This window comes from Pseudomonas salmasensis, assembly GCF_014268375.2.
In the GTDB taxonomy this organism is placed as follows: Bacteria; Pseudomonadota; Gammaproteobacteria; order Pseudomonadales; family Pseudomonadaceae; genus Aquipseudomonas; species Aquipseudomonas salmasensis.
The window spans coordinates 207,410-228,541 of sequence record NZ_CP077083.1 but is presented as its reverse complement, the minus strand read 5'-3'; the positions used below and the strand labels follow the sequence as shown (position 1 = coordinate 228,541).

The window sequence follows — 21,132 nt, the reverse complement described above, 5'->3', positions numbered from 1 at the left end:
ATTTGCTCATCAGAGCCATCAGATCAGCGCAAGGCTCGGCGCAGCACTTTGCCCACCGTGGTCTTGGGCAATTCCGTGGTGCGAAACTCCACATATTTAGGCAGCTTGTAACCCGTCAGGTACTCCCGGCAGTGCGCAAGAATCTGCTCCTGCGTCAGGTTCGGGTCCTTGCGCACGACGATGATCTTGACCTTCTCCCCCGTCACCGCATCTTCCACACCAATGGCCGCCACTTCAGCAACCCCAGGGTGCATGGCCACCACGTCCTCGATCTCATTGGGGTACACGTTGAAACCCGAGACCAGGATCATGTCTTTCTTGCGGTCCACCAGGCGGATATATCCGCGTGCGTCCATCACGCCGATATCCCCGGTAGACAGCCAGCCCTCGGCATCCAGCACCTCGGCGGTTTCCTTCGGCCGTTGCCAGTAGCCCTGCATCACCTGCGGGCCGCGGACTTGTAACTCACCCTGCTCGCCGATGTCCGCCAGTTCGCCGTCTTCGCGTACAAAGCGCACCCAGGTCGAGGGCAACGGCACGCCAATGCTGCCGGTGAATTCCATCTCGCGCATGCGCGAAATATCGATGGGGCTGATGCTCACCACGGGCGAGCACTCGGTCAGCCCGTAGCCTTCGATGATCGGCAACCCGGTCACTTCCTTCCAGCGCTTGGCCACGGCGGTGTGGGTGGCCATGCCGCCAGCAATCACCAGGCGCAGGTCGGAAAAGTCCCGCGCACAGAACTCCTTGTTCTCCAGCAACCCATTGAACAGCGTGTTCACCCCGGCAATGCCATTGAAACGTTCCTTGCGCAGGATCATCTGCACGCGCTTCACGTCCCGAGGGTTGGCGATGAGGATATTGCGCCCGCCCAGGCACATGAACATCAGGCAGTTCACCGTCAGGGAAAAGATGTGGTACAGCGGCAGCAAGGTCACGTTGGTTTCCTGCTTGTGCAGGTTTAACTGGTCACCGACCCAGGCCTTGGCTTGCAGCAGGTTGGCAATGATATTGCGATGGCTGAGCATCACGCCCTTGGCATCGCCGGTGGTGCCGCCGGTGTATTGCAAAAAAGCCAGTTCTTCGCGGCCCAGGCTGACCGGCAAATGGTGCATGGCCCTGCCCTGTTTGAGCACCTGGTTGAAACGCAGCGAGCCGGGCAGCGTGAAGGCCGGCACTTGCTTCTGCACGCTGCGCAGGATGAAGTTCATTGCCGCGCCCTTGAAGGTGCCCAGCAAGTCGCCAATGGCCGCGACCACCACACGCTTGACGCTGCTGCCGACCATGGCTTTTTCCAGGGTATGCGCGAAATTTTCGAAGATCACCACGGTTTCGGCGCCACTGTCCTTGAGCAGGTGCTTGAGTTCGTGGGCGGTGTACAAGGGGTTGACGTTGACCACCACCGCCCCGGCCAGGATCGTGCCCAGCAGGCAGATCGGGTACTGCAAGCAGTTGGGCATCATCAGGGCCACGCGATCGCCCTTCTTCACACCCTGGCCCTGCAACCAGGCGGCAAAGGCAATGCCCTGGGTGCGCCAATCGGCATAGGTCATTTGCGTGCCGATGCTGACGTAGGCGACCCGCTCACGGAATTTTTCCAGGTGCTCCAGGAACACTTCGCGCAGTGACGGGTAATCCTCGATCCCGGCGTCAATGTCCGCCGGCACGCCGGGCAGGTAAGTGTTCAACCAGATGCGTTCGGTGTGTTCCAGGCTGATCGCGTTCATCGCAGTGTCCTTATTGTTGTTTTTTGATAGCGCTACTTTTCGACGATGGCGGTAATGCCCAACCCACCCGCTGCGCAGATCGAGATCAGGCCGCGACCGCCACCGCGTTCATGGATGGCCTTGGCCAGCGCCGCCAATTGCCGGCCACCCGTGGCCGCAAAGGGATGGCCGCAGCCCAGTGAGCCGCCGTTGACGTTCATCTTGGCGCGGTCGATGGCGCCCAGAGGGGCATCAAGGCCGAGTCGCTCGCGGCAATATTGCTCGTCTTCCCAGGCTTTGAGCGTGCACAGCACCTGGGCGGCGAACGCTTCGTGGATCTCGAAGAAATCGAAGTCCGCAAAACCCAAGCGCTCACGCGCAAGCATGCGTGGCACGGCGTAAGCCGGCGCCATCAATAGGCCCTCGGTGCCGTCGACAAAATTCACCGCGGCCGTTTCGCCGGTGCGCAAGTAGGCCAACACCGGCCAGCCATTGGCGGCGGCCCATTCTTCACTGGCCAGCAGCACCACCGAGGCGCCATCGGTCAGGGGCGTGGAGTTGCCGGCGGTGAGCGTGCCGTTCTGGCGGTCGAAGGCCGGCGACAAGCCTGCGAGCTTTTCCAGGCTGATATCGGCACGCAGGTTGTTATCACGGGCCAAGCCGCGATGGGGGCTGATCAGGTCGTCGAAGAAGCCGCGTTTATAAGCCGCATCCAGGCGCTGGTGGCTGGTGAGGGTCAGCTCGTCCTGGGCCAGGCGCTTGATCTGCCAGCGCTTGGCCATTTCTTCGCAGTGCTCGCCCATGGACAGGCCCGTGCGCGGCTCGCCATTGCGCGGCAGCAACGGCTTGAACAGCATCGAGGGGCGTACTTTCATCAAGGCCTTGAGCTTGTCGCCCAGGCGTTTGGCGCGATTGGCTGCGAGCAAGGTGTGACGCAAAGATTCGTTGATGCCAATGGGCGCGTCGGAGGTGGTGTCGGCGCCACCGGCAATGCCCACTTCGATCTGGCCGAGGGCAATTTTATTGGCCACCAGCAGCGCGGCTTCAAGCCCTGTGCCACAGGCTTGTTGCACATCATAGGCAGGGGTTTGCGCAGACAACGTGGTGGACAACAGCGCCTCGCGGGCCAGGTTGAAATCCCGCGAATGCTTGATCACCGCCCCGGCGGCAAACTCGCCCAAACGCTGGCCATGCAGGTTGTAGCGATCGACCAACCCTTGCAGGGCGGCGACCAGCAGGTCCTGGTTACTGTCGTGGGCATACACCGTGTTGGAGCGCGCAAAGGGAATACGGTTGCCGCCGATAATCGCCACGCGGCGGGTCGGGGCTGGGGTAAAACTGTAGTCACTCATTGCTGGCTCTCTTTGCAAATCAATAGCCCGCGCATATGGGGCTTGTCCCCGGCGAAATTGCGCACTTCGAACTCGCGCCGTGGGCCGGTCACTGGGTGGCGCCACAAGGCAACCTGGCCGGGCAGGAAGATCGGCAATTTGAAGTCGCAATGGGCCTCGGCCTGGTCCAGGCCACCGGGCGGCTGTAGCGCTGCCAATGCGCGGCCCAGGGTCCACATGCCATGGGCGATGGCGCGACGAAAGCCGAAGAGTTTGGCACCGATGATTGAGGTGTGAATGGGGTTGAAGTCCCCCGAGACCTTGGCAAAACGTCGCCCCAGGTCGGCGGGCAGCACCCAGCGCTGGGTGCGTAACAGGCCGTCTTCCTGCAGCGGCAAAGGGTCATTCCAGGGTTCACCCACCGGATTGCTGACGTCACGGCGCAAGTACAGGCCGTCGCTTTCCCACACCAGGGTTTCCTGGCTGTAGGCCCGAGTGGCGATGCTCAAGGCCTGCCCTTTCGGATGGGCCACCCAGCGCTCGCAATACACCTCCAGGCGCAACGCCTGGCCCTCGTGCAGGCGCTGGTGCTGACGAATGCGATTGGCCAGGTGCACCATGCCACTGGCCGGGTACGGGAAGCTCGGCCGGGTCAGCAACATCAGGTGCAGCGGGAACGCCAGCACATGGGGATAGGACAATGGCACGCCCTGCTCGCGACGAAAGCCGCACACCCGTGCGTAAGCGGCGATACCGGCCGGCGAAAGCTCCACCGCGCTGCGCACCAGGCGTGCTGTAGGCAATGGCGGCGCACCGTCGAGCTTGGGTTTGCGCAAGGCACGCAGGCCGTCGAGCAACAACTGCGTGCGCGACGGCGGTGGGTCGATGATCTGCGTCACGTAGTCCATCGGTCAGGCTCCCAACAGGCTTTGGCCGCACACCCGCACCACCTGGCCATTGACCCCACCCGACGCCGGATGGGCCAACCAGGCGATGGTCTCGGCCACGTCGATGGGTTGCCCGCCCTGGGACAACGAATTCATGCGCCGCCCCGCTTCGCGGATCATCAGCGGGATTTTCGCGGTCATCTGGGTTTCGATAAAGCCGGGCGCCACCGCGTTCACCGTGACCTGCCTGGCGGCCGCACGCGGCGCCAGGCCCTGTACCAGGCCGATCACCCCGGCCTTGGACGTGGCGTAGTTGCTCTGCCCCAGGTTGCCGGCGATGCCGGAAATCGACGACACGCACACAATGCGCCCGCCGGGGTTCAAGCCCTGGCTGTCGAGCAGGGCCTCACTGAGCTGCAACGGCGCCTCGAGATTGACCGCCAAGACACTGCGCCAAGCGGCCTCGGTCATTTTGGCGATGGTCTTGTCGCGGGTGATCCCGGCGTTGTGCACCACCACATCAAAGGCACCATATTGGCTGACGTGGGTGTGCAACAGCGCGGCGGTATCGGCGGCGGTGATGTCCAGGGGCAACGCCGAGCCGCCCACGCTGGTCGCCGCCTGCTGCAAGGCTTGCTGGGCGTGGGGCACGTCCACACACACCACATGGGCACCGTCGCGCGCCAGCACCTGGGCAATTGCCAGGCCGATGCCACGGGAGGCGCCGGTGACCAGGGCGCGTTTGCCGGCAAAGGGTTTGTCCCAGTTGATGGTGGCGTGGCCATCGACCGGTTTTTCCAGGCGCACCACCTGCCCCGAGACATAGGCGGAGCGGCGCGACAGGAAAAACCCCAGGCTGCTGTCCAGCGCGTCTTCGGCGCCCGGCGCCACGTACAGCAATTGCACGGTGATCGCGCGGCGCAGTTCCTTGGCCAGCGAACGCACCAAGCCCTCAAGGGCGCGTTGGGCGATGGCCTGGGGCAAGTCGGGGCAATGTTCGGGCGCGGTGCCGAGTACTATCACCCGGCCATGCTGGCCCAGCCGTTTGGCATTGCTGTGAAAGAACAGATAAAGCTCGTCCAGCTGTTGCAGGTCGGTCACGCCGCTGGCGTCGAACACCGCGCCTTGCACCTTGACCGTGGACGGCGCCTTGAGCGTCGCCAGGGTCGCGGCGACGGTGTCGGTGGCGCTGAAGATACGCTGCACCGAGGCCACCAGGCGCCCCGCCCCGGCGATGATCGCCGGGTTAGCCAGGCCAACCTGGCCGCTGCGATGCCGTTGCAGGGGCAAGGGTTGCGGCAAGCCGACCGCCTGGGCCAGGCGCCGCCCCCAGGGGGAATTGACGAACGAAAGGTAGCTGTCACTCATAGTGGGTTCCACTCACAACACAGTTCTTGCCTTCTGTAGGAGCGAGCTTGCTCGCGAAAAACGTCAACGATAACGCGGGCGGCCTGAATGAACGCGGCGCCTGTGAGTTTTTCGCGAGCAAGCTCGCTCCTACAGTTAGGGCAATCCAGTTCCCACCTGTGGGGCGGGTTTCTATTAATTGACCGGGACGCTGCGCCGTTTGGCCACTGGTTCGAGCGCCTGCTTACGCTGCTGCAGGGCCTCCAGCAAACCAAAGTCCTGGGGGAAGTCATCCACCTGGATACCGTGGTCGGCGTATTCCACATAGCGCGCCAGCAAGGCGTCTTCGTCGTCGCTGATCAAATCCAGTGCCCGCGCCTTGACGCGCCAATCGGTAAAGGCCGTGGCAGCAATCGGCAGCGAGCCGAGCAGGCCTTGCTTGATGGCGGGTTTTAGCCGCGCCTCGATCAGCTCCACTTGGGGCAGCAAACGGAACCCCAGTTCGCCATACGCCAGCTTGTCGACTTCCGGCCGCGGGATGTAGGAATTGGCCAGCAAACGGTCGCGGGTCTCGCCAGGGGTCTGCACCACCTCCGCCACCTGCGCCAACAGCCGGTCCGAAGGCTTGCGCAGCGGGATGCCAAACGGAAAACTCAAGGTGCGCACCAGCGCCGCAGCGGGTTTTGACGGGTAGTTGTCGAGCACTTCGGCCAAGGCTTCATGGGCGCGCAGCAGCGCGTCCTGGGCCGCCCAGTGCACCAGCGGCAAATCTGCCTGGGGCCTGCCGTCATCCTCGAAACGCTTGAGCACGCAAGACAGGATGTACAGCTGCGACAAAATATCCCCCAGGCGCCCGGTGATACTTTCCTTGCGCTTGAGGGCACCGCCCAGCACGCCCATGGAAACATCCGAGATCAGCGCCAGCACCACCGACAGCCGATTGGCCTGGCGATAGTAGGCAGCCAGTGCCGGGTCGGTCTTGGCCGGCGCCGAAATCAGGCGCCCGCCGGTCAGAGCATGCACCGCTGCGCGTACGGTGTTGGCAACGACAAAACTCACATGGCCGAACATCGCGCTGTCGAAGTCTTCCAAAGCCTTGCGCCGGTCGGGGTTGTGCGCCGCTTCCATCTCGCGGAACACGTAGGGATGGCAACGAATCAAGCCCTGGCCAAAGATGATCAGGCAGCGGGTCATGATGTTCGCGCCCTCCACCGTAATGGCGATAGGGCTTTGCTGGTAGGCACGGGCGAGGAAGTTATTGGGGCCCATGCAGATGCCTTTGCCGGCGACGACGTCCATGCCGTCGTTGACGATGATTCGCGCCCGCTCGGTGACGTGGTACTTGGCGATGGCCGAGATCACCGAGGGTTTCTCGCCAGCGTCCAGGGACGCCACCGACACCTTGCGCACCGCATCGCAGGCATACAGATGCCCGGCCATGCGCGCCAGCGGCGCCTGCACACCTTCGAACTTGCCGATAGGCAGGCCGAATTGCTTGCGCATCGCCGCATAGGCGGTGGTACCGCGCACCGCCACTTTGCCCAGGCCGACGTTGGCCGAAGGCAGGGAAATCGCTCGACCTGCCGCCAGGCATTCCATCAACATGCGCCAGCCGTTACCGATTTGCTCACGGCCACCGATCACCCATTCCAAGGGAATGAACACATCCTTGCCGGTGGTTGGGCCGTTCTGGAAGACCGCATTCAACGGCCAGTGACGCCGGCCGCTGTTCACCCCTGGATGGGAGGTGGGGATCAACGCACAGGTAATGCCCAGGGAACCTGGCGCGCCAAGCAGGCCCTGCGGGTCTTCGGCGCGGAACGCCAGGCCCAGCACCGTGGCAATCGGGCCGAGGGTGATGTAACGCTTGTCCCAGGTCACTTTGAAACCCAGTACTTCCTCGCCCTCATGCATACCTTTGCAGACAATGCCCAGGTCAGGGATCGCGCCTGCATCGGAGCCGGCATACGGGCTGGTCAAGGCGAAACACGGGATGTCTTCACCGCGTGCCAGGCGCGGCAGGTAGTAGTTGCGCTGGGCGTCGGTGCCGTAATGCAGCAACAGCTCGGCCGGGCCCAGGGAGTTGGGGACCATTACCGAAATCGCTGCCGCCGAGCAGCGTGTCGACAGCTTCATCACCACTTGGGAATGCGCATAGTGGGAGAAGCCTTTGCCGCCGTACTGCTTGGGAATGATCATGCCGAGGAACCCGGCCTCCTTGGTGTACTGCCAGCCTTCGGGGGACATGTCCTGCCAGACTTGTGTGGTTTCCCAGTCGTTGGCGATGTCGCACAGGGTTTCGACTTCGTTGTCGAGGAAGGCTTGCTCCTCGGCGCTCAGGCTGGCCGGTGCGGCGTGCAGCAGGCGCTGCCAGTTGGGCTTGCCACTGAACAGCTCGGCGTCCCACCACACGGTGCCGGACTCGATGGCCGCACGCTCGGTGTCGGACATCGCCGGCATGATCGTACGAAACAGGCCCAGGGCCTTGGCGGTCAGCAGCTTGCGGCGCAGCGGTTTGATTGCCAGCACCACGGCGGGCAGCACCACCAGCACCGCCGCCAGGGTCATGCCCGGCACGGCCACCACGTTGAACAGGTAACCCGCCGCCAACCAGACCAGGCCAGCGCCCAGCCACAAGGTGGCGGCGGCTTGTCGATACGCCAGGGCAATCGCGGCGGCGAGACCCACCAATAACCAGATAAGCATGGGGATACCTCTACTTGATTCAGGGCGTGGCAAACGCATGGGCAGCTCGATATGAACTGCGGCTGAAAACCACACTACAAACTTCAAAGAGTAAATTCAAATTTTGTTTTGAAATTTTTATTTAATCGTTAAGCCAAAAAAAACACGGCTGAATGCCTCAGCCTGCCATCACCGAAATACATCACCACCCGGCAGAAGGACGCACCTCGGAGGAAGGCTGCAAGATGCGCTTGCCGCCCTCCGCCGTCGTCGTTATGCCCCGTCAGAACGCATAGGTCGCTGACAAACTGACCACATCACCCGAAGACTCGGCCTTGCCATCCAGGCTTGCGCCGCCCAGTCGGTCGATGTTTTTGGTCTTGAGATTGACCTTCTGCACGAACTGATGGGAATAGGCCACATCCAGGCTCAAGCCCTTGACCGCCTTCACATCGTAGCCAGCCCCCAGCGAAAGGAACGTACGGTCGCCATCGGGGATGCGTGGATCGCGGGTGGAGTTACGTGTAGGCGTCTGGTCGATAGCCACGCCGGCACGCAAGGTCAGTTCATCGGTCGCACGGTAGTCACCGCCGAGGGAGTACATCCAGGTGTTTTTGTAGTTGTAGGGAATGGAGACAATGCGCATATCGCCGGAGTCGAGCGTCAGATCCTTGAACGACGACCATTCGGTCCACGTGACGCTGGCACCCAAGGTCAGGCGATCGTTGAACTGATGCACCCAATCCAGGCCCGCGGTGGCAGGAATATCCAGTTGAACCTTGGCATGCGCACCGTTGGGGGCCAATTCCAGCCCGGGGTAGGCGGTGTTGACCAGCGTACCGGTGCCCCCGAATGGGCTGGGCTGAGTCATAAGGTTGTAGGAAAACTGATCGGCGTACAGGTTGTACTTACCCGTCATCTTGTTTTTGATCTTGGCGTGGTAATTCAGGCCCAGGGTGTCGCGCTCGGTGGGCTTCCACACCACGCCGGCAAACCAGCCAGTGGAAATATTGTCGACCTTGACCCGCATCAGCGCATGGCCCACGTCTGAGGGGAAGTTGATCCCGCCAAGCTCGGAGTCCGACACTGCCGCAGCGGACAACAGGTCGACGTTCTGGCTGACGAAGCCCTTGCTGTGCTGCACGATCATGCCGCCGCCCACGGAGAACTGGTCGTTGACTTTAAACGACAGCGAGCCCGTCAACCCGACGGTTTCGATTTTGGTATCCACGGCAAAGTCGCGCAGTTTGGAGTCTTCATTCCAGGTGGAGCGCATGCCCTGAGGTACCACTTGGCTCAAACCGAAGGCAAACCGGTCGCCCAACGGCATCACCATGAAGCCGGTGGGCAGCCACGCCGTGAAGCCACCCTGGCCACCGTCGTTGTTATTGACAGCGGTTGCGGCGCCATCGGGAAAACCATTCTCGTCCAACGGCGTACTGGAAATCGGGTTGCCGGCGTAATCCTGGGCACTGCCCTTGTACTTGATCTTGATGCGCGCATAGTCGACCGTGAATTGCGCAACATTGTGTTCGACAAACGCCATGGCGGCCGGGTTGTTGTAGGCCGAGCTCGGGTCGTTCTTGAACAACGAGCCGCCGGCAAACGCCCTGCCCCAACCAGGTGCGCCGTAGGTCGGGGTTGAAAAACCGCCAGCCTGTGCAGGCGCGATGAAGGCGGTTACCCCTCCCATCAACGCCAGCCCCAGCAAAACCTGCACGTGTTGTTTCTTATTATTCATGCGGCACTCCTTTTTGTTATCCCTGTGAACCGGCCTCGCCCGTTCGTCTTGCTGCCCGGCACTGCCTGAACTGGCGCCCGGTAAGGGCGCCAGTTTTTCAGCAGGTGATCAACCCAGTGTTCCGACCGGCCATCAAGGCACGATGGTGAAGGTTGGGCTTGGGGTCACGCTCAGGCTCACGACGGTGCAGTTGTTGCTGAGACCTTGGTTGGCCGCCGTCAGCACCCCACCGCTGTAGCCCACGGTGATGGTCGATGGGCCACAATTAGAGGCTGGGTACAGGACCGAAGCGGCGATGGTATAGCCGACATTGGCGACCGAACCTGCCGCTGGGCCGGTGGCGGTCAATGTCCATGGCAACCCAGTGATTTTTGGCAATGCGCAAAGGCCGCTACCGCTCACCGTCACCCCGGTGATCTTGGCCACCCCAGTGGCGTCGACATTGCCGGTAAAGTTGGCGGTGCAGTTAACGGTGGCCTGATAGGACGACGGTGATTTCACCGAAATAGTGCCAGGCGCCGTAAAGTTCGAGTTAACAGGCGTGATGCTGTAGGCGTTGGCCATGGAAGCAGCACCCATGCAAACAGCCAAGGCAGAGAGCGACACGAGAGTTTTCAAGCTTTTCATTGTTTTTCCTCACATGTTATGGCGATTCATTTCGCCAGGGGTAATGGCCATGATCGAGAGGTCACGGTGAAACTGCAGAACTTCCCTTTCCAGCCAAATTTCAATGCATGTACCGCTGCAACAGTCGGAACGCGTTAGTCGACAACTTTGAAGTTGGGCGGCATCTTGATCGACACCGTCTTGATCTTGCAGTCTTCGCCAATCGCAACATCGCTGGCCTCCAACTTGCCGGTGGCGTTATCCCAGGTACCGTCGGCCGTCGAAGGCCCGCACTTGCCGCCCAGGCCAAAGGCATGCACATCCACGCTGATCTTCGACATGGAGCCACTTGTTGTGTCTTTGGCGATTAACACCCAGGGCAAGTTGATGGCTTCGACGCGGCTGCACTTGAGGCCACCGTCGAACTCGACTTTGTCGACATTCACCGATGAACCATCGGCTGCAACCTTGCCGGCCACCTTGATGGTGCAATCGGCACTGATAAGCTTGCCTTTGGAGAAGCTGATAGGCCCCTGGGCAGTGAAGGCACTGCCCGCAGGTTCGATACGCGCAGCCTGGGCCTGGTGATACACAATCAGGCCCATGGCCGCCAACAGGATGTGGGCGGTGAACTTGGCAGAACTTTGCATGGCGTACGTCCTTCCCTTGAAATTATTGTTGTAGGGTCAAACCAGGTGCTTGCATTCAATATTCCGGGCGATAAGGACCTGCGCGATACACAGATCCCGAGTCCCCCCTGAAGGCTTACTTCATCTCAAAATGGCTTGGCGCTACCGCTGTACTTTTCCAGGTACTTCAAGCGCTTTGACGGTTGAAGATTGGTCAGGTTGATATCACCGGCATAGTGATTGAGTACGCGATGGTCCATGCGCCGCCGCCACAAGTACGGCACATAGGCCCAGACAATCATGCTGGCGTAGCCATACGGAAGTTGCGGTGATTCATCAAAGTGACGCAGCGACTGATAACTACGCGTGGGGTTGGCATGGTGATCGGAGTGCCGTTGCAACTGGAACAGAAAGATATTGGTGACAATCCGATTACTGTTCCACGAGTGGCGCGGCGAGCAGCGTTCATAACGGCCGTTGGGCAACTTCTGACGCTTGAGGCCGTAATGCTCGACATAATTCACCACTTCCAGCAACGAGAACCCGTAGATACCCTGGATAATCAGGAACGGAATCACCGCCGCCCCCAGCCAGGCAATCATCGCGCCCCACAACACCACGCTGTACATCCAGGCGCTGAGCACGCCGTTCTTCCAGTGCAGCGCCGGCAGGCCGAGTTTGCGCAGGCGTTCGCGCTCCAGGTTCCAGGCCGACACGGCGCTGAACCACACCGAACGCGGCAGGAAGGCCCAGAAGCTCTCACCGAGGCGCGAGCTGGCAGGGTCTTCCGGCGTGGCGACCCGTACGTGATGGCCACGGTTATGTTCGGTGTAGAAGTGCCCGTAGAACGTCGGCGCCAGGGTGACCTTGGCCAGGAACACTTCCAGGGGCTTGGGTTTGTGCCCCAGCTCATGGGCGGTATTGATGGCAATACCCGTGGCGGCGCCGGTGGACATGGCCATGCCCACATACGTCCACCCACTGATCTCACCGTGCAGCTGGGTGCGGGCGGTGATGAACGCGGCGGTCTTGGCCAGCCAGTTCGAGGGTTCCAGGCTGGCCGTGGCGTGCAACAGGCCGCCGTTGATGATCCAGTCGATACCGCCCGCAGCGAGCCAACCGGTGATGACCACCGAGGCAATCACAAACAGCACGCCGGTGTAGACGATCCAGCGGTAGTAGCGTTGGGATTCGAGGTGGCTGACCGCAGATTCGGGCGGGTTGCTGACGTCTTCGCCGAGCAGGCCGTCGATCAGCGGGATCAAGCCGAAGATCACCAGTACGCCCACCCACCACAGTTGTTGCACGCCTGTGGTGATGGCAAGGGCGCCGGAGAGTAAGGGAGTGGCCAGCGGCATGATGCCGAGCCACCACAGGTAACGTTTGCCGTCGGCCCACACGGTCGCAGCTGCCAGCGTCTGGTTCATGGCAGCCTCCGTACACATACGGTAGGCAATGCGGCAGCGGTGCGCTGACTGCTGCGAAAAATCATGCATGCGATAAAAGGCGTTTTTTTCATTATTTTATTCGCTCTTAGGCATTTCAAAAATAATTTCAAATTACACATTGAAATAATTTTTTTAAATAAATAGCGCGGAATCGTTAGGTCGTCAACTAGTTTTTCCAGCCCTTTTTTCCGTGACCGGGCAGTCTCTTTTCAGCCGTTTGGTCAGGGTTGAAGGCAGGCATCAACGCCCATGAACCGCGAGTCGGGTAGTGCTATTACTGCCTCGCCAGGGCGACAGGTGGGTGTAAGGACCTGACGTTTTCACCGGGTCGAACCCGCTTGGCCACCTGTTCCACCAGCGCCGCCACGCGCTCGGTGGCGGTGATCGGCAACATATGCCCGCGGCCTTCGATCACCTGCATTTTCAGCCCTGGCACCGTGCTGGCCAGGGCCTGCCCGTGTTTCTGGAAGTCGAGCACCTTGTCTTGCCCACCGTAGATCAGGCCGATGGGCAGGGTCAGTTGGGGGTAGCGCTTGACCATGTCCGGCAGGTGGTCGTTGACCCGGTTTATCTCGGTGGACGCGGCGTAGAAGTTGTCGGGGCGCATGCCCAGCAAGCCGCCGCCACGGGTGGCGAAGTCCGGTGGTGCAGGATCGGGGGCGAATACGCCCTTCACCACCGAGTCTTTGGTCAGCAGGCCGATGGGCAGGGTCAAGGTGTGGGCCACCCAGCGCCGCAGCCAGGCCGGGCGCACGGCCAGAGACAGAAACACCAGCGGCAGCATGCGTTGGGGGTGAGTCAAGGGCGCAACCAGCACCAACCCGGAGACGGCATGGGGATGGTCGAGGGCCAGCGCCAGGGCAATCGCGCCGCCCAGGGAGTGCCCCAGTACCAGCGGTTTGTCCAGGTCCAGCGTATGGATAAAGGCCGCGATTTGTCGCGCCTGGGCTGGCAAGTCTGCCGGCGTGCCGCTGCGCCGGGTGGAATAGCCTGAGCCCGGCCGGTCGAGGCTGATGACGCGAAAATGCTCACGCAACTGGCCGGACAAGGCATAGGTCAGGTTGCGACTGCTGCCCATCAGCCCATGGATCATCACCAGCGGCGGGCCCTTGCCCTCTTCGACATAATGAAAGCGCTCGCCATCCACCTCGACGAAGCGCCCGTTGATTGGCACGGTCGCTTCAATGCGCCGCGTCATCCAGGCACTCAAGCCCCATAACACCGCGCTGGCGCCCACCAGCACACCCGCAGCGACAACCCACTCCACAGCCATAGCTCGGTCCTCTGCTTCCCTGCTGCTGGCGACCCGACCGGAATTGGCCTGGCCTCAGCCATCGTCCACACCCTGGACCTACACTTCATGCATACCACGTTCGTCCGTCGGACAAATCGCTCATGCGCAACAAGGTCCTAGCGTAGGCGAATTTTTCAGGTAGATTATTTAAAATCTTTTTTAAAATAATTAATTCAATTTTCCTTTGCAATGGTGTTCTATCTAAAAGACAAAACAAAAACAGGAGCACATCCGATGCCCAAGCGTTTTATTGACGAGGCAGCCTTATGAATGCCCCCAGTGACTCAATCGACATCGCCATCATCGGCTCCGGGTTCGCGGGCCTGTGCATGGCGATCAAACTCAAGGAAGCCGGGCTCACCGACTTCTTTATCGCCGAACAGGCCCAAACCCTCGGCGGCACCTGGCGCGACAACCACTACCCAGGGTGCGCCTGCGACGTGCAGTCCCATGTGTATTCGTTTTCCTTCGCGCCCAACCCGAACTGGACGCGACAGTTCGCGGCGCAACCCGAGATTCGCGCCTATCTGGAAGACTGCGCCAAACGCTTCGAGCTGGCGCCCTACTTACGCTTTGGCATGGGCCTGCAACGTGCGGTGTTTGATGAACAGCAGCTGCGCTGGCAGCTGACCTTCAGCGACGGCCGCCAGGTCAGCGCACGGGTGCTGGTGTCGGGCATGGGGGGCTTGTCACGCCCGGCCATGCCGGATATCCCAGGGCTGGACAGCTTCAAGGGCAAGCGCTTCCACTCCCAGCAGTGGGATCACGAGTACGCCTTGAAGGGCAAGCGCGTGGCGGTGATCGGCACCGGTGCCAGCGCCATCCAGTTCGTGCCGCAGATCGCACCGCAGGTGGCGCACCTGGACCTGTTCCAGCGCACGCCGCCGTGGATCATGCCCAAGCCTGATCGGCCGCTTTCGGCTGCCGAACGCTGGCTTTTCAAGCACGTACCGCTCACCCAACGGCTGGTGCGCGCTGCACTTTACTGGGCACTGGAAGGCCGCGTGGTGGGCTTTGCCCTGCATCCACGCCTGATGAAAATGGTGCAGAAAATCGCCCTGCGTCACCTGCGCAAACAGGTGGCCCGCCCTTCCCTGCGCAAAACCCTGACGCCGGACTACACCATCGGCTGCAAGCGCGTGCTGATCTCCAACGATTACTACCCGGCACTCTCGCGCAGCAATGTCGAGGTGGTCACCGACAGCGTGCTGCGCATCGAAGCCGACGGCGTGATCACCGCCGACGGTATCAAGCACCCCGCCGATTGCCTGATCTTCGGCACGGGTTTCCAGGCCAGCGACCCGTTGCCCCGTGGCTGCATCATCGGCCGTGACGGCATCGACCTGATGGACGCCTGGCGCGATGGCGCCCATGCCTACAAAGGCACCACCGTGCCGGGCTACCCGAACCTGTTTCTGATCGTCGGCCCCAACACTGGCCTGGGGCATAACTCGATGATCCTGATGATCGAGGCCCAGGTCGCTTACATCCTCGACGCCCTGAAACACATGCAGCGCCAGCGCCTTACCACGGTAGAGGTCAAACCCGCCGTGGAGCACGCCTACAACCAGCAGTTGCAGGACAAACTCAAGCGCACCATCTGGAACACCGGCGGCTGCCAGAGCTGGTACCTCGACCCGCGCACTGGCAAGAACACCACGCTGTGGCCCGGCTCGACCTGGCGCTTCAAGCAGGTCACCCGGCATTTTGCCCTCAAGGACTACAGCGTCAGCCAGGCGCCCGCGCCCGCCCTGCCGCGAGCGGTTGCAACGCCCCACTCCACCACAGAAGGCAGCCTGTCATGAAGTCATTCAACGGCCGCGTCGCGGCGATCACCGGCGCGGCTTCCGGCATGGGCCGCGCACTGGCTTTGGCCCTGGCGCGGGAAGGGTGTCACCTGGCGCTGGCAGACAAAAACAGCCAGGGCCTGGAACAGACCCAGGACCTGATCCACACCTCGACTTTGTCGCCGGTTACCGTCACCACCCAAGTGCTGGACGTCTCCGACCGCCAGGCCATGCAGGCGTGGGCAGCGCGTTGTGCGGCCGAGCACGGCCAGGTCAATCTGGTGTTCAACAATGCCGGGGTGGCGCTGTCGAGCACCGTCGAAGGGGTGGATTACGCCGACCTGGAATGGATCGTCGGCATCAACTTCTGGGGAGTGGTGCATGGCACCAAGGCATTTCTGCCGTACCTCAAGGCCAGCGGCGACGGGCATATCATCAATACGTCCAGCGTGTTCGGCCTGTTCGCCCAGCCGGGCATGAGCGGCTACAACGCCACCAAGTTCGCCGTGCGCGGTTTCACCGAAGCCTTGCGCCAGGAACTCGATCTGCAACGCTGCGGCGTGTCGGCCACCTGCGTACACCCCGGCGGCATTCGTACCGATATCTGCCGCAGCAGCCGCATCGACGCGAACATGACCGGCTTTCTCATCCACAGCGAGCAGCAAGCCCGCGCCGACTTCGAAAAACTCTTCATCACCGACGCCGACCAGGCCGCCAACGTGATCCTGCAAGGCGTACGCAAAAACAAGCGCCGCGTGCTGATTGGCCGCGATGCCTATTTCCTCGACCTGCTCGCCCGTTGCCTGCCGGCGGCCTATCAGGCCCTGGTGGTGTTTGCCAGCAAACGCATGGCGCCCAAGCCGCGCACGCCAGTGTTTGAAACCAACGACGAGCCTCGACTCTGAACAGGAGCACGCACCATGTTGCCGATCCGTCGCGATATCCGTTTTGCCTTACCTGCCGAGCGCATCAAGAACTGGCATGAACAAGGGCCTGTGGTCAGTCACTTCTTCAATGCCTTGTCGCTGCTGTTTCCCCAGGGCGAGCTGTTCTTCATGGACAGCGTGCGCCACTACCGTGGGCAGATCGACGATGCCGAACTGAAAAAAGAGATCCAGGGGTTTATCGGCCAGGAGGCCATGCACAGCCGCGAGCATGTGGCCTATAACGACTTGCTGCAAGCCGCCGGCCTGCCGGCGCACACCCTCGACCGACGCCTGAAGTTCTTCCTCGACCTGCAGAAAAAACACCTGCCACCGTCGTTCAACCTGGCGGTGACCATCGCCCTGGAACACTACACCGCGATGCTCGCGGAAATCCTGCTCAGCGACCCGTCGCGCTTTGGCGACTCACTCAAGGGGTACCAGCAGATGTGGTACTGGCACGCCCTGGAAGAGACCGAACATAAAGCCGTGGCGTTCGATGTGTGGAACACCGTGATCAAGCCAGGGCCTGCGCGTTACCTGCTGCGCACCGGCACCATGCTGACCACCAGCATGCTGTTCTGGGTGGTGGTGCTGGACTTTCACGTGCGCCTGTTGATTGCCGACCGCACTTCGGGTGGCACGCTCAAGGGGCTGTGGCGCATGGTTAAATTCTTGTATGGGCCCAAGGGTGTGTTTCCACGGATGTTCCGGCCGTGGCTGCATTACTTCAAGCCGGGCTTTCATCCCTGGGATCATGACAACCGGGCGCGGTTGGCGGGCATTGACCGGTTGGTCGAAGAGATAGAGCGTACGCGCCGCGGCTATGAGTCGGCCTAGTGTCAGGGATTAATCCTGCCGTCTGTAGGAGCGAGCTTGCTCGCGAAAAACGTCAACGATGACGCGTGCTTCCTGAATGGACGCGGCGCCTGTGAGTTTCTCGCGAGCAAGCTCGCTCCTACATAAAGCAGTGAGGGTTACGCCAGGCTCTTGCTGACCACCTCAAACACATCACTGGACAGCTCACCCGCGCCCAGGATGCGCTCCAGCTCCGCTTTCATCAGCGCCTGCCGTGCGCTGTCGTATTTACGCCAGCGCGTCAACGGCGCCAGTTGGCGCGAGGCAATCTGCGGGTTCAAGGTATTGAGTTGAATCACCAGGTCCGCCAGGAAGCGATAGCCCGAGCCATCCGCCGCATGGAAGTTGATCAGGTTCTGCCCGGCAAAGGCGCCCACCAGCGCGCGCACCTTGTTGGGGTTCTTGATGGTGAACGCAGGGTGCTGCATCAACGCCTTGACCCGCGCCAGCCCGCCCGGCAAGGTGCTGCCGGCCTGTACGCTGAACCATTGGTCCATGACCAGCGGGTTGTCCTTGAAGTTCTCGGCAAACACCGCCAAGGCCTGGGCTTTCTCTGCTTCAAACGGCGAGTTCACCAGCACCGCCAACGCGGTCAGGCGTTCGGTCATGTTATCGCTGGTGTCGAACTGATCCAGGGTGGCCGCCAACACTTCTGGCTTGCCGCTGAGCATCAAGTACGACAGCGCGATGTTCTGCAGCGCACGCCGAGCGAAGTGCTCGGCCTCTGCCACGTAAGGCGTTTGCTTGGACAGCTCGCGGTTGGCCTGGTAGCGCAACCACAACCCTTCGAACAGGTTATCGGCCAGTTGCTTGCGGGCAAACTCGCGGGCAGCGTGGATGGCGTCCACATCCGCCACTTCGCTGATTTCCGTGAGGTAGGCTTCGCTCGGCAGCGAGAGCATTTCGGCGACCATGGCCTGGTCCAGGCTTTCATCGCTCAATACCGTGCGCAGCGCATCGATCAGGCGTTGATCAAGCTTCAGCGGCTGGCCCGCCTGGTGCTGGCCGATCAGTTCCTGCAATACCTGCACGGCCAATTGCTGGCCGGCATCCCAGCGGTTGAAACCGTCGCTGTCGTGCTGCATCAGGAACATCAGTTGATCGCGGCTGTAGGGAAAGCTCAGCTTCACCGGTGCCGAGAACCCACGCAGCAACGAAGGCAAGGGTTTTTCAGCGATGTCGACGAAGGTAAAGGTCTGTTCCGCTTCGGTCACCGAGATTACCCGCGAAGTGTCGCCCGCCGTCGCTTCACCGGCCAGACGCAAGGCAATGCCGGCGCCCTGCCCGTCCAGCAAGCCCAGCGCCACCGGGATCACGAAGGGCAACTTCTCGACCTTGTCCGGCGTGGGTGGGCAGCTCTGGCGGAAGGTCAGGCTGTAGGTCTTGGCCGCCGCATCGTAGGCTTCGCTCACCGCCAGGCGTGGGGTGCCGGCCTGGCTGTACCAGCGCTTGAACTGGCTGAGGTCGGCGCCATTGGCGTCTTCCATGGCCTTGATGAAGTCGTCGCAGGTCACGGCCTGGCCGTCATGGCGTTCGAAATACAGGTCGCTGCCTTTGCGAAAGCCCTCGGCACCGAGCAGGGTGTGGATCATGCCAACCACTTCCGAGCCCTTTTCATAGACGGTCAGGGTGTAGAAGTTGGAGATCTCGATAAAGCTGTCCGGGCGCACGGCGTGGGCCATGGGGCCGGCATCTTCAGCGAACTGATGGGTACGCAAGTACGCCACGTCCTGGATGCGCTTGACCGTGGCCGAGTTCATGTCGGCAGAGAAGCCCGAGTCGCGGAACACGGTGAAGCCTTCCTTGAGCGACAGCTGGAACCAGTCGCGGCAGGTCACGCGGTTGCCCGACCAGTTGTGGAAGTATTCGTGGGCAACGATGGCCTCGACGCGCTGGTGGGCGGCATCGGTGGCGGTTTCGGCACGGGCCAGCACGGCGCTGGAGTTGAAGATATTGAGGCCCTTGTTCTCCATGGCGCCCATGTTGAAGTCGTTGACCGCGACGATCATGAAGATGTCCAGGTCGTACTCGCGGCCGTAGGTCTCTTCGTCCCAGCGCATGGATTTTTTCAGGCTGGTCATGGCGTGCTGGCACTTGTCGATATTTTCCGGCTCGACGTAGATGCGCAGCGCGACTTCGCGGTTGGTCATGGTGGTGAAGCTGTCTTCAACGCACCACAGGTCACCGGCCACCAACGCAAACAGGTACGCCGGTTTCTTGAACGGGTCTTCCCAGGTCGCCCAGTGCCGGCCGTCTTCACCGGGGCCGCTGGCGATCGGGTTGCCGTTGGACAACAGCACCGGGTAGCGGTGTTGCTCGGCGATCACCGTGGTGGTGAACACGCTCATCACGTCCGGGCGGTCGAGGTAATAGGTGATCTTGCGGAAACCTTCGGCCTCGCACTGGGTGCAGAACATACCGCTGGATTTGTACAAGCCTTCCAGGGCAGTGTTGGTTTCCGGGTGGATCTTGACCGTGGTGTCCAGGGTGAAGGTTTCACTCTGAGGCTGCAGGGTCAGGTGGCTGTCGGTCAGCTGGTAATCGGCGGCGGTCAGTTCCTGATCCGCAAGGGTGACGCTCAGCAACTCAAGCTGCTGGCCATCGAGCACCAGCGGTGGCAGGCCAGTGCCACGCTCGGGGTTGCGGCGCATCACCAGCTGCGCGTGGACCAGGCTGTGGTCCTCGAACAACTCGAAGGTCAGGTGCGTCTCGTCGATCAGGTAGTCCGGCGCCTGATAGTCCTTCAGGTAAATCATCTTCGGTTGTTCGGTGCGCATGCTGGGGATCCTTCTACTGATGCACGGCGAGCTGGTAGGCCGTGTATTTACGAATGTTGATGACGCCGGTGTCGAAGATCAGGTATTGGCCCTTGATCCCCAGCAACGTGCCTTCGGCAATCGGGTTCTTGTCCAGGTTGAAGCTGACGATCTTGGTCGGATACTGCTCGACCGGGTAGCGGATTTCAATCGGCTCTATGTCGGCAATGGTTTGGATGGCTTGCAGGCCAAAGCGTTCCTGCAAACCCAGCAAGCCCTCGGCGCAAGAGGCGAACAGCTCGTCACGCACCTGCTTGAGGTCCACCGATTGCGCATCGCCCTTGAGCAAAGCGCGCCAGTTGGTCTTGTCGGCCACCTGGCTGCGAAACAGGTCTTCGACAAAGCCCGATTGCTGGCGCGTCGCCACGCGCATGATCGGCAACGCCTGGCTGGCGCCCTGGTCCAACCAACGGGTGGGCAACTGCGTAGCCCGCGTAATGCCGACCTTGATGCCCGACGAGTTGGCCAGGTACACCACGTGGTCGGTCATGCAGAATGTCTCGCCCCAGCCCGGATCGCGGCAGGTACCGGCGTCGTAATGGCAACGCTCGGGGCTCATGATGCACAGGTCACACTGGGCCAGCTTGGTCATGCAGGGGTAGCAATAGCCCTGGCTGAAGCTGGTCTTGGTCTTGCGCCCGCAATGGCTGCAATGAATCGCGCCCAGGTACTCCAGGCGTACATGGGTGCCGATCAGCGGATTGACCGGCACCTCGGTGCTTCCTAAGCGAAAGGCGTATTGAACGGTCGGCTCACCGAGTTGCGCCGACATTTTGCTGACTGCACCGCGACCAATTTCAATCAATGGATCGCATCCGACTTGAACAGGATGTTGGGTACCGGTGCCGATTTCGACGCGCACTCCTGCGGGCCCATATAGCCGGTGCGTTGCTCTTCCGGCAGGTTCTGGATTTCCCAGGCGATCATCGCTTGCAGCGACAATTCGCGCTGCTCGGCGGTGAGCTTGCGGCCATCGGACCATTTGCCGATCTCTACCGCGAGCTTGAGGCTCTCGTAGATGTCCGGGGTGATGTTTTCGATCATTTCAGCAAAAGAGGACATAAGGCTCTTCCT

At 61.4% G+C, this 21,132-nt stretch carries 16 protein-coding genes; 3 read left to right on the top strand and 13 right to left on the bottom strand.

Annotated features, from left to right (window positions below; all coding sequences use genetic code 11):
• Positions 1 to 23 precede the first annotated feature (23 nt).
• The 10 genes from HU731_RS00910 to HU731_RS00865 all read right to left on the bottom strand — a co-directional run bounded on the left by HU731_RS00910 (position 24) and on the right by HU731_RS00865 (position 13,653).
• Positions 24 to 1,727: an AMP-binding protein gene (locus tag HU731_RS00910; RefSeq protein WP_186606639.1), complete on the bottom strand. Its 1,704-nt coding sequence runs from the start codon at positions 1,725 to 1,727 to the stop codon at positions 24 to 26.
• A 32-nt stretch (positions 1,728 to 1,759) separates the two neighbouring features.
• A complete protein-coding gene (locus tag HU731_RS00905) occupies positions 1,760 to 3,058 on the bottom strand; it encodes an acetyl-CoA C-acetyltransferase (protein WP_186606638.1) in 1,299 nt (432 codons plus the stop codon).
• Positions 3,055 to 3,945, bottom strand: coding sequence for a MaoC/PaaZ C-terminal domain-containing protein (locus tag HU731_RS00900; protein WP_186606637.1), 891 nt, complete (start codon positions 3,943 to 3,945; stop codon positions 3,055 to 3,057). Before HU731_RS00900 ends, HU731_RS00905 begins: the two co-directional genes overlap by 4 nt.
• 3 nt (positions 3,946 to 3,948) lie before the next feature.
• On the bottom strand, positions 3,949 to 5,292 hold the full coding sequence (locus tag HU731_RS00895; protein ID WP_186606636.1) for a 3-oxoacyl-ACP reductase: 1,344 nt from the start codon (positions 5,290 to 5,292) through the stop codon (positions 3,949 to 3,951).
• A 174-nt stretch (positions 5,293 to 5,466) separates the two neighbouring features.
• Positions 5,467 to 7,977 carry an acyl-CoA dehydrogenase gene (locus tag HU731_RS00890; protein WP_186606635.1) on the bottom strand — a complete coding sequence of 837 codons (2,511 nt, stop codon included), beginning with the start codon at positions 7,975 to 7,977 and terminating at the stop codon, positions 5,467 to 5,469.
• Between the two features lie 262 nt (positions 7,978 to 8,239).
• Positions 8,240 to 9,697 carry an outer membrane protein transport protein gene (locus HU731_RS00885; RefSeq protein WP_186606634.1) on the bottom strand — a complete coding sequence of 486 codons (1,458 nt, stop codon included), beginning with the start codon at positions 9,695 to 9,697 and terminating at the stop codon, positions 8,240 to 8,242.
• 132 nt (positions 9,698 to 9,829) lie between these two features.
• Positions 9,830 to 10,324 (bottom strand): alkane oxidation protein activator PraB, encoded by a 495-nt coding sequence (praB, locus tag HU731_RS00880; RefSeq protein WP_186606633.1) that lies wholly within the window; start codon positions 10,322 to 10,324, stop codon positions 9,830 to 9,832.
• 134 nt (positions 10,325 to 10,458) lie between these two features.
• Positions 10,459 to 10,953 (bottom strand): alkane oxidation protein activator PraA, encoded by a 495-nt coding sequence (gene praA, locus HU731_RS00875; RefSeq protein WP_186606632.1) that lies wholly within the window; start codon positions 10,951 to 10,953, stop codon positions 10,459 to 10,461.
• A gap of 125 nt (positions 10,954 to 11,078) precedes the next feature.
• The gene (locus tag HU731_RS00870; protein ID WP_186606631.1) at positions 11,079 to 12,359 is read right to left on the bottom strand and encodes an alkane 1-monooxygenase; all 1,281 of its coding nucleotides are present in this window, start codon (positions 12,357 to 12,359) and stop codon (positions 11,079 to 11,081) included.
• Between the two features lie 295 nt (positions 12,360 to 12,654).
• The gene (locus HU731_RS00865; protein ID WP_186606630.1) at positions 12,655 to 13,653 is read right to left on the bottom strand and encodes an alpha/beta fold hydrolase; all 999 of its coding nucleotides are present in this window, start codon (positions 13,651 to 13,653) and stop codon (positions 12,655 to 12,657) included.
• 287 nt (positions 13,654 to 13,940) lie between these two features.
• On the opposite strand from HU731_RS00865, the gene HU731_RS00860 reads away from it, so the two are divergent.
• Genes HU731_RS00860 through HU731_RS00850 form a run of 3 tightly spaced genes read left to right on the top strand, consistent with a single transcriptional unit; the run spans position 13,941 to position 17,224 of the window.
• Positions 13,941 to 15,479, top strand: coding sequence for a flavin-containing monooxygenase (locus HU731_RS00860; protein WP_186606629.1), 1,539 nt, complete (start codon positions 13,941 to 13,943; stop codon positions 15,477 to 15,479).
• Positions 15,476 to 16,366, top strand: a complete 891-nt coding sequence (locus HU731_RS00855) for an SDR family NAD(P)-dependent oxidoreductase (RefSeq protein ID WP_186606628.1) — start codon at positions 15,476 to 15,478, stop codon at positions 16,364 to 16,366. Before HU731_RS00860 ends, HU731_RS00855 begins: the two co-directional genes overlap by 4 nt.
• 15 nt (positions 16,367 to 16,381) lie before the next feature.
• Entirely contained in the window at positions 16,382 to 17,224 is an 843-nt protein-coding gene (locus tag HU731_RS00850; RefSeq protein WP_186606627.1) for a metal-dependent hydrolase, read from the top strand.
• 137 nt (positions 17,225 to 17,361) lie between these two features.
• On the opposite strand, the gene pepN is transcribed toward HU731_RS00850, so the two are convergent.
• The 3 genes from pepN to HU731_RS00835 are packed head-to-tail and all read right to left on the bottom strand — an operon-like array spanning position 17,362 to position 21,120.
• Positions 17,362 to 20,019, bottom strand: a complete 2,658-nt coding sequence (gene pepN, locus HU731_RS00845) for an aminopeptidase N (RefSeq protein WP_186606626.1) — start codon at positions 20,017 to 20,019, stop codon at positions 17,362 to 17,364.
• A 13-nt stretch (positions 20,020 to 20,032) separates the two neighbouring features.
• On the bottom strand, positions 20,033 to 20,863 hold the full coding sequence (locus tag HU731_RS00840; protein ID WP_032892171.1) for a DUF2797 domain-containing protein: 831 nt from the start codon (positions 20,861 to 20,863) through the stop codon (positions 20,033 to 20,035).
• Entirely contained in the window at positions 20,860 to 21,120 is a 261-nt protein-coding gene (locus HU731_RS00835) for a YeaC family protein (RefSeq protein WP_003190750.1), read from the bottom strand. The genes HU731_RS00840 and HU731_RS00835 overlap by 4 nt, the downstream gene beginning before the upstream one ends.
• Positions 21,121 to 21,132: the final 12 nt, after the last annotated feature.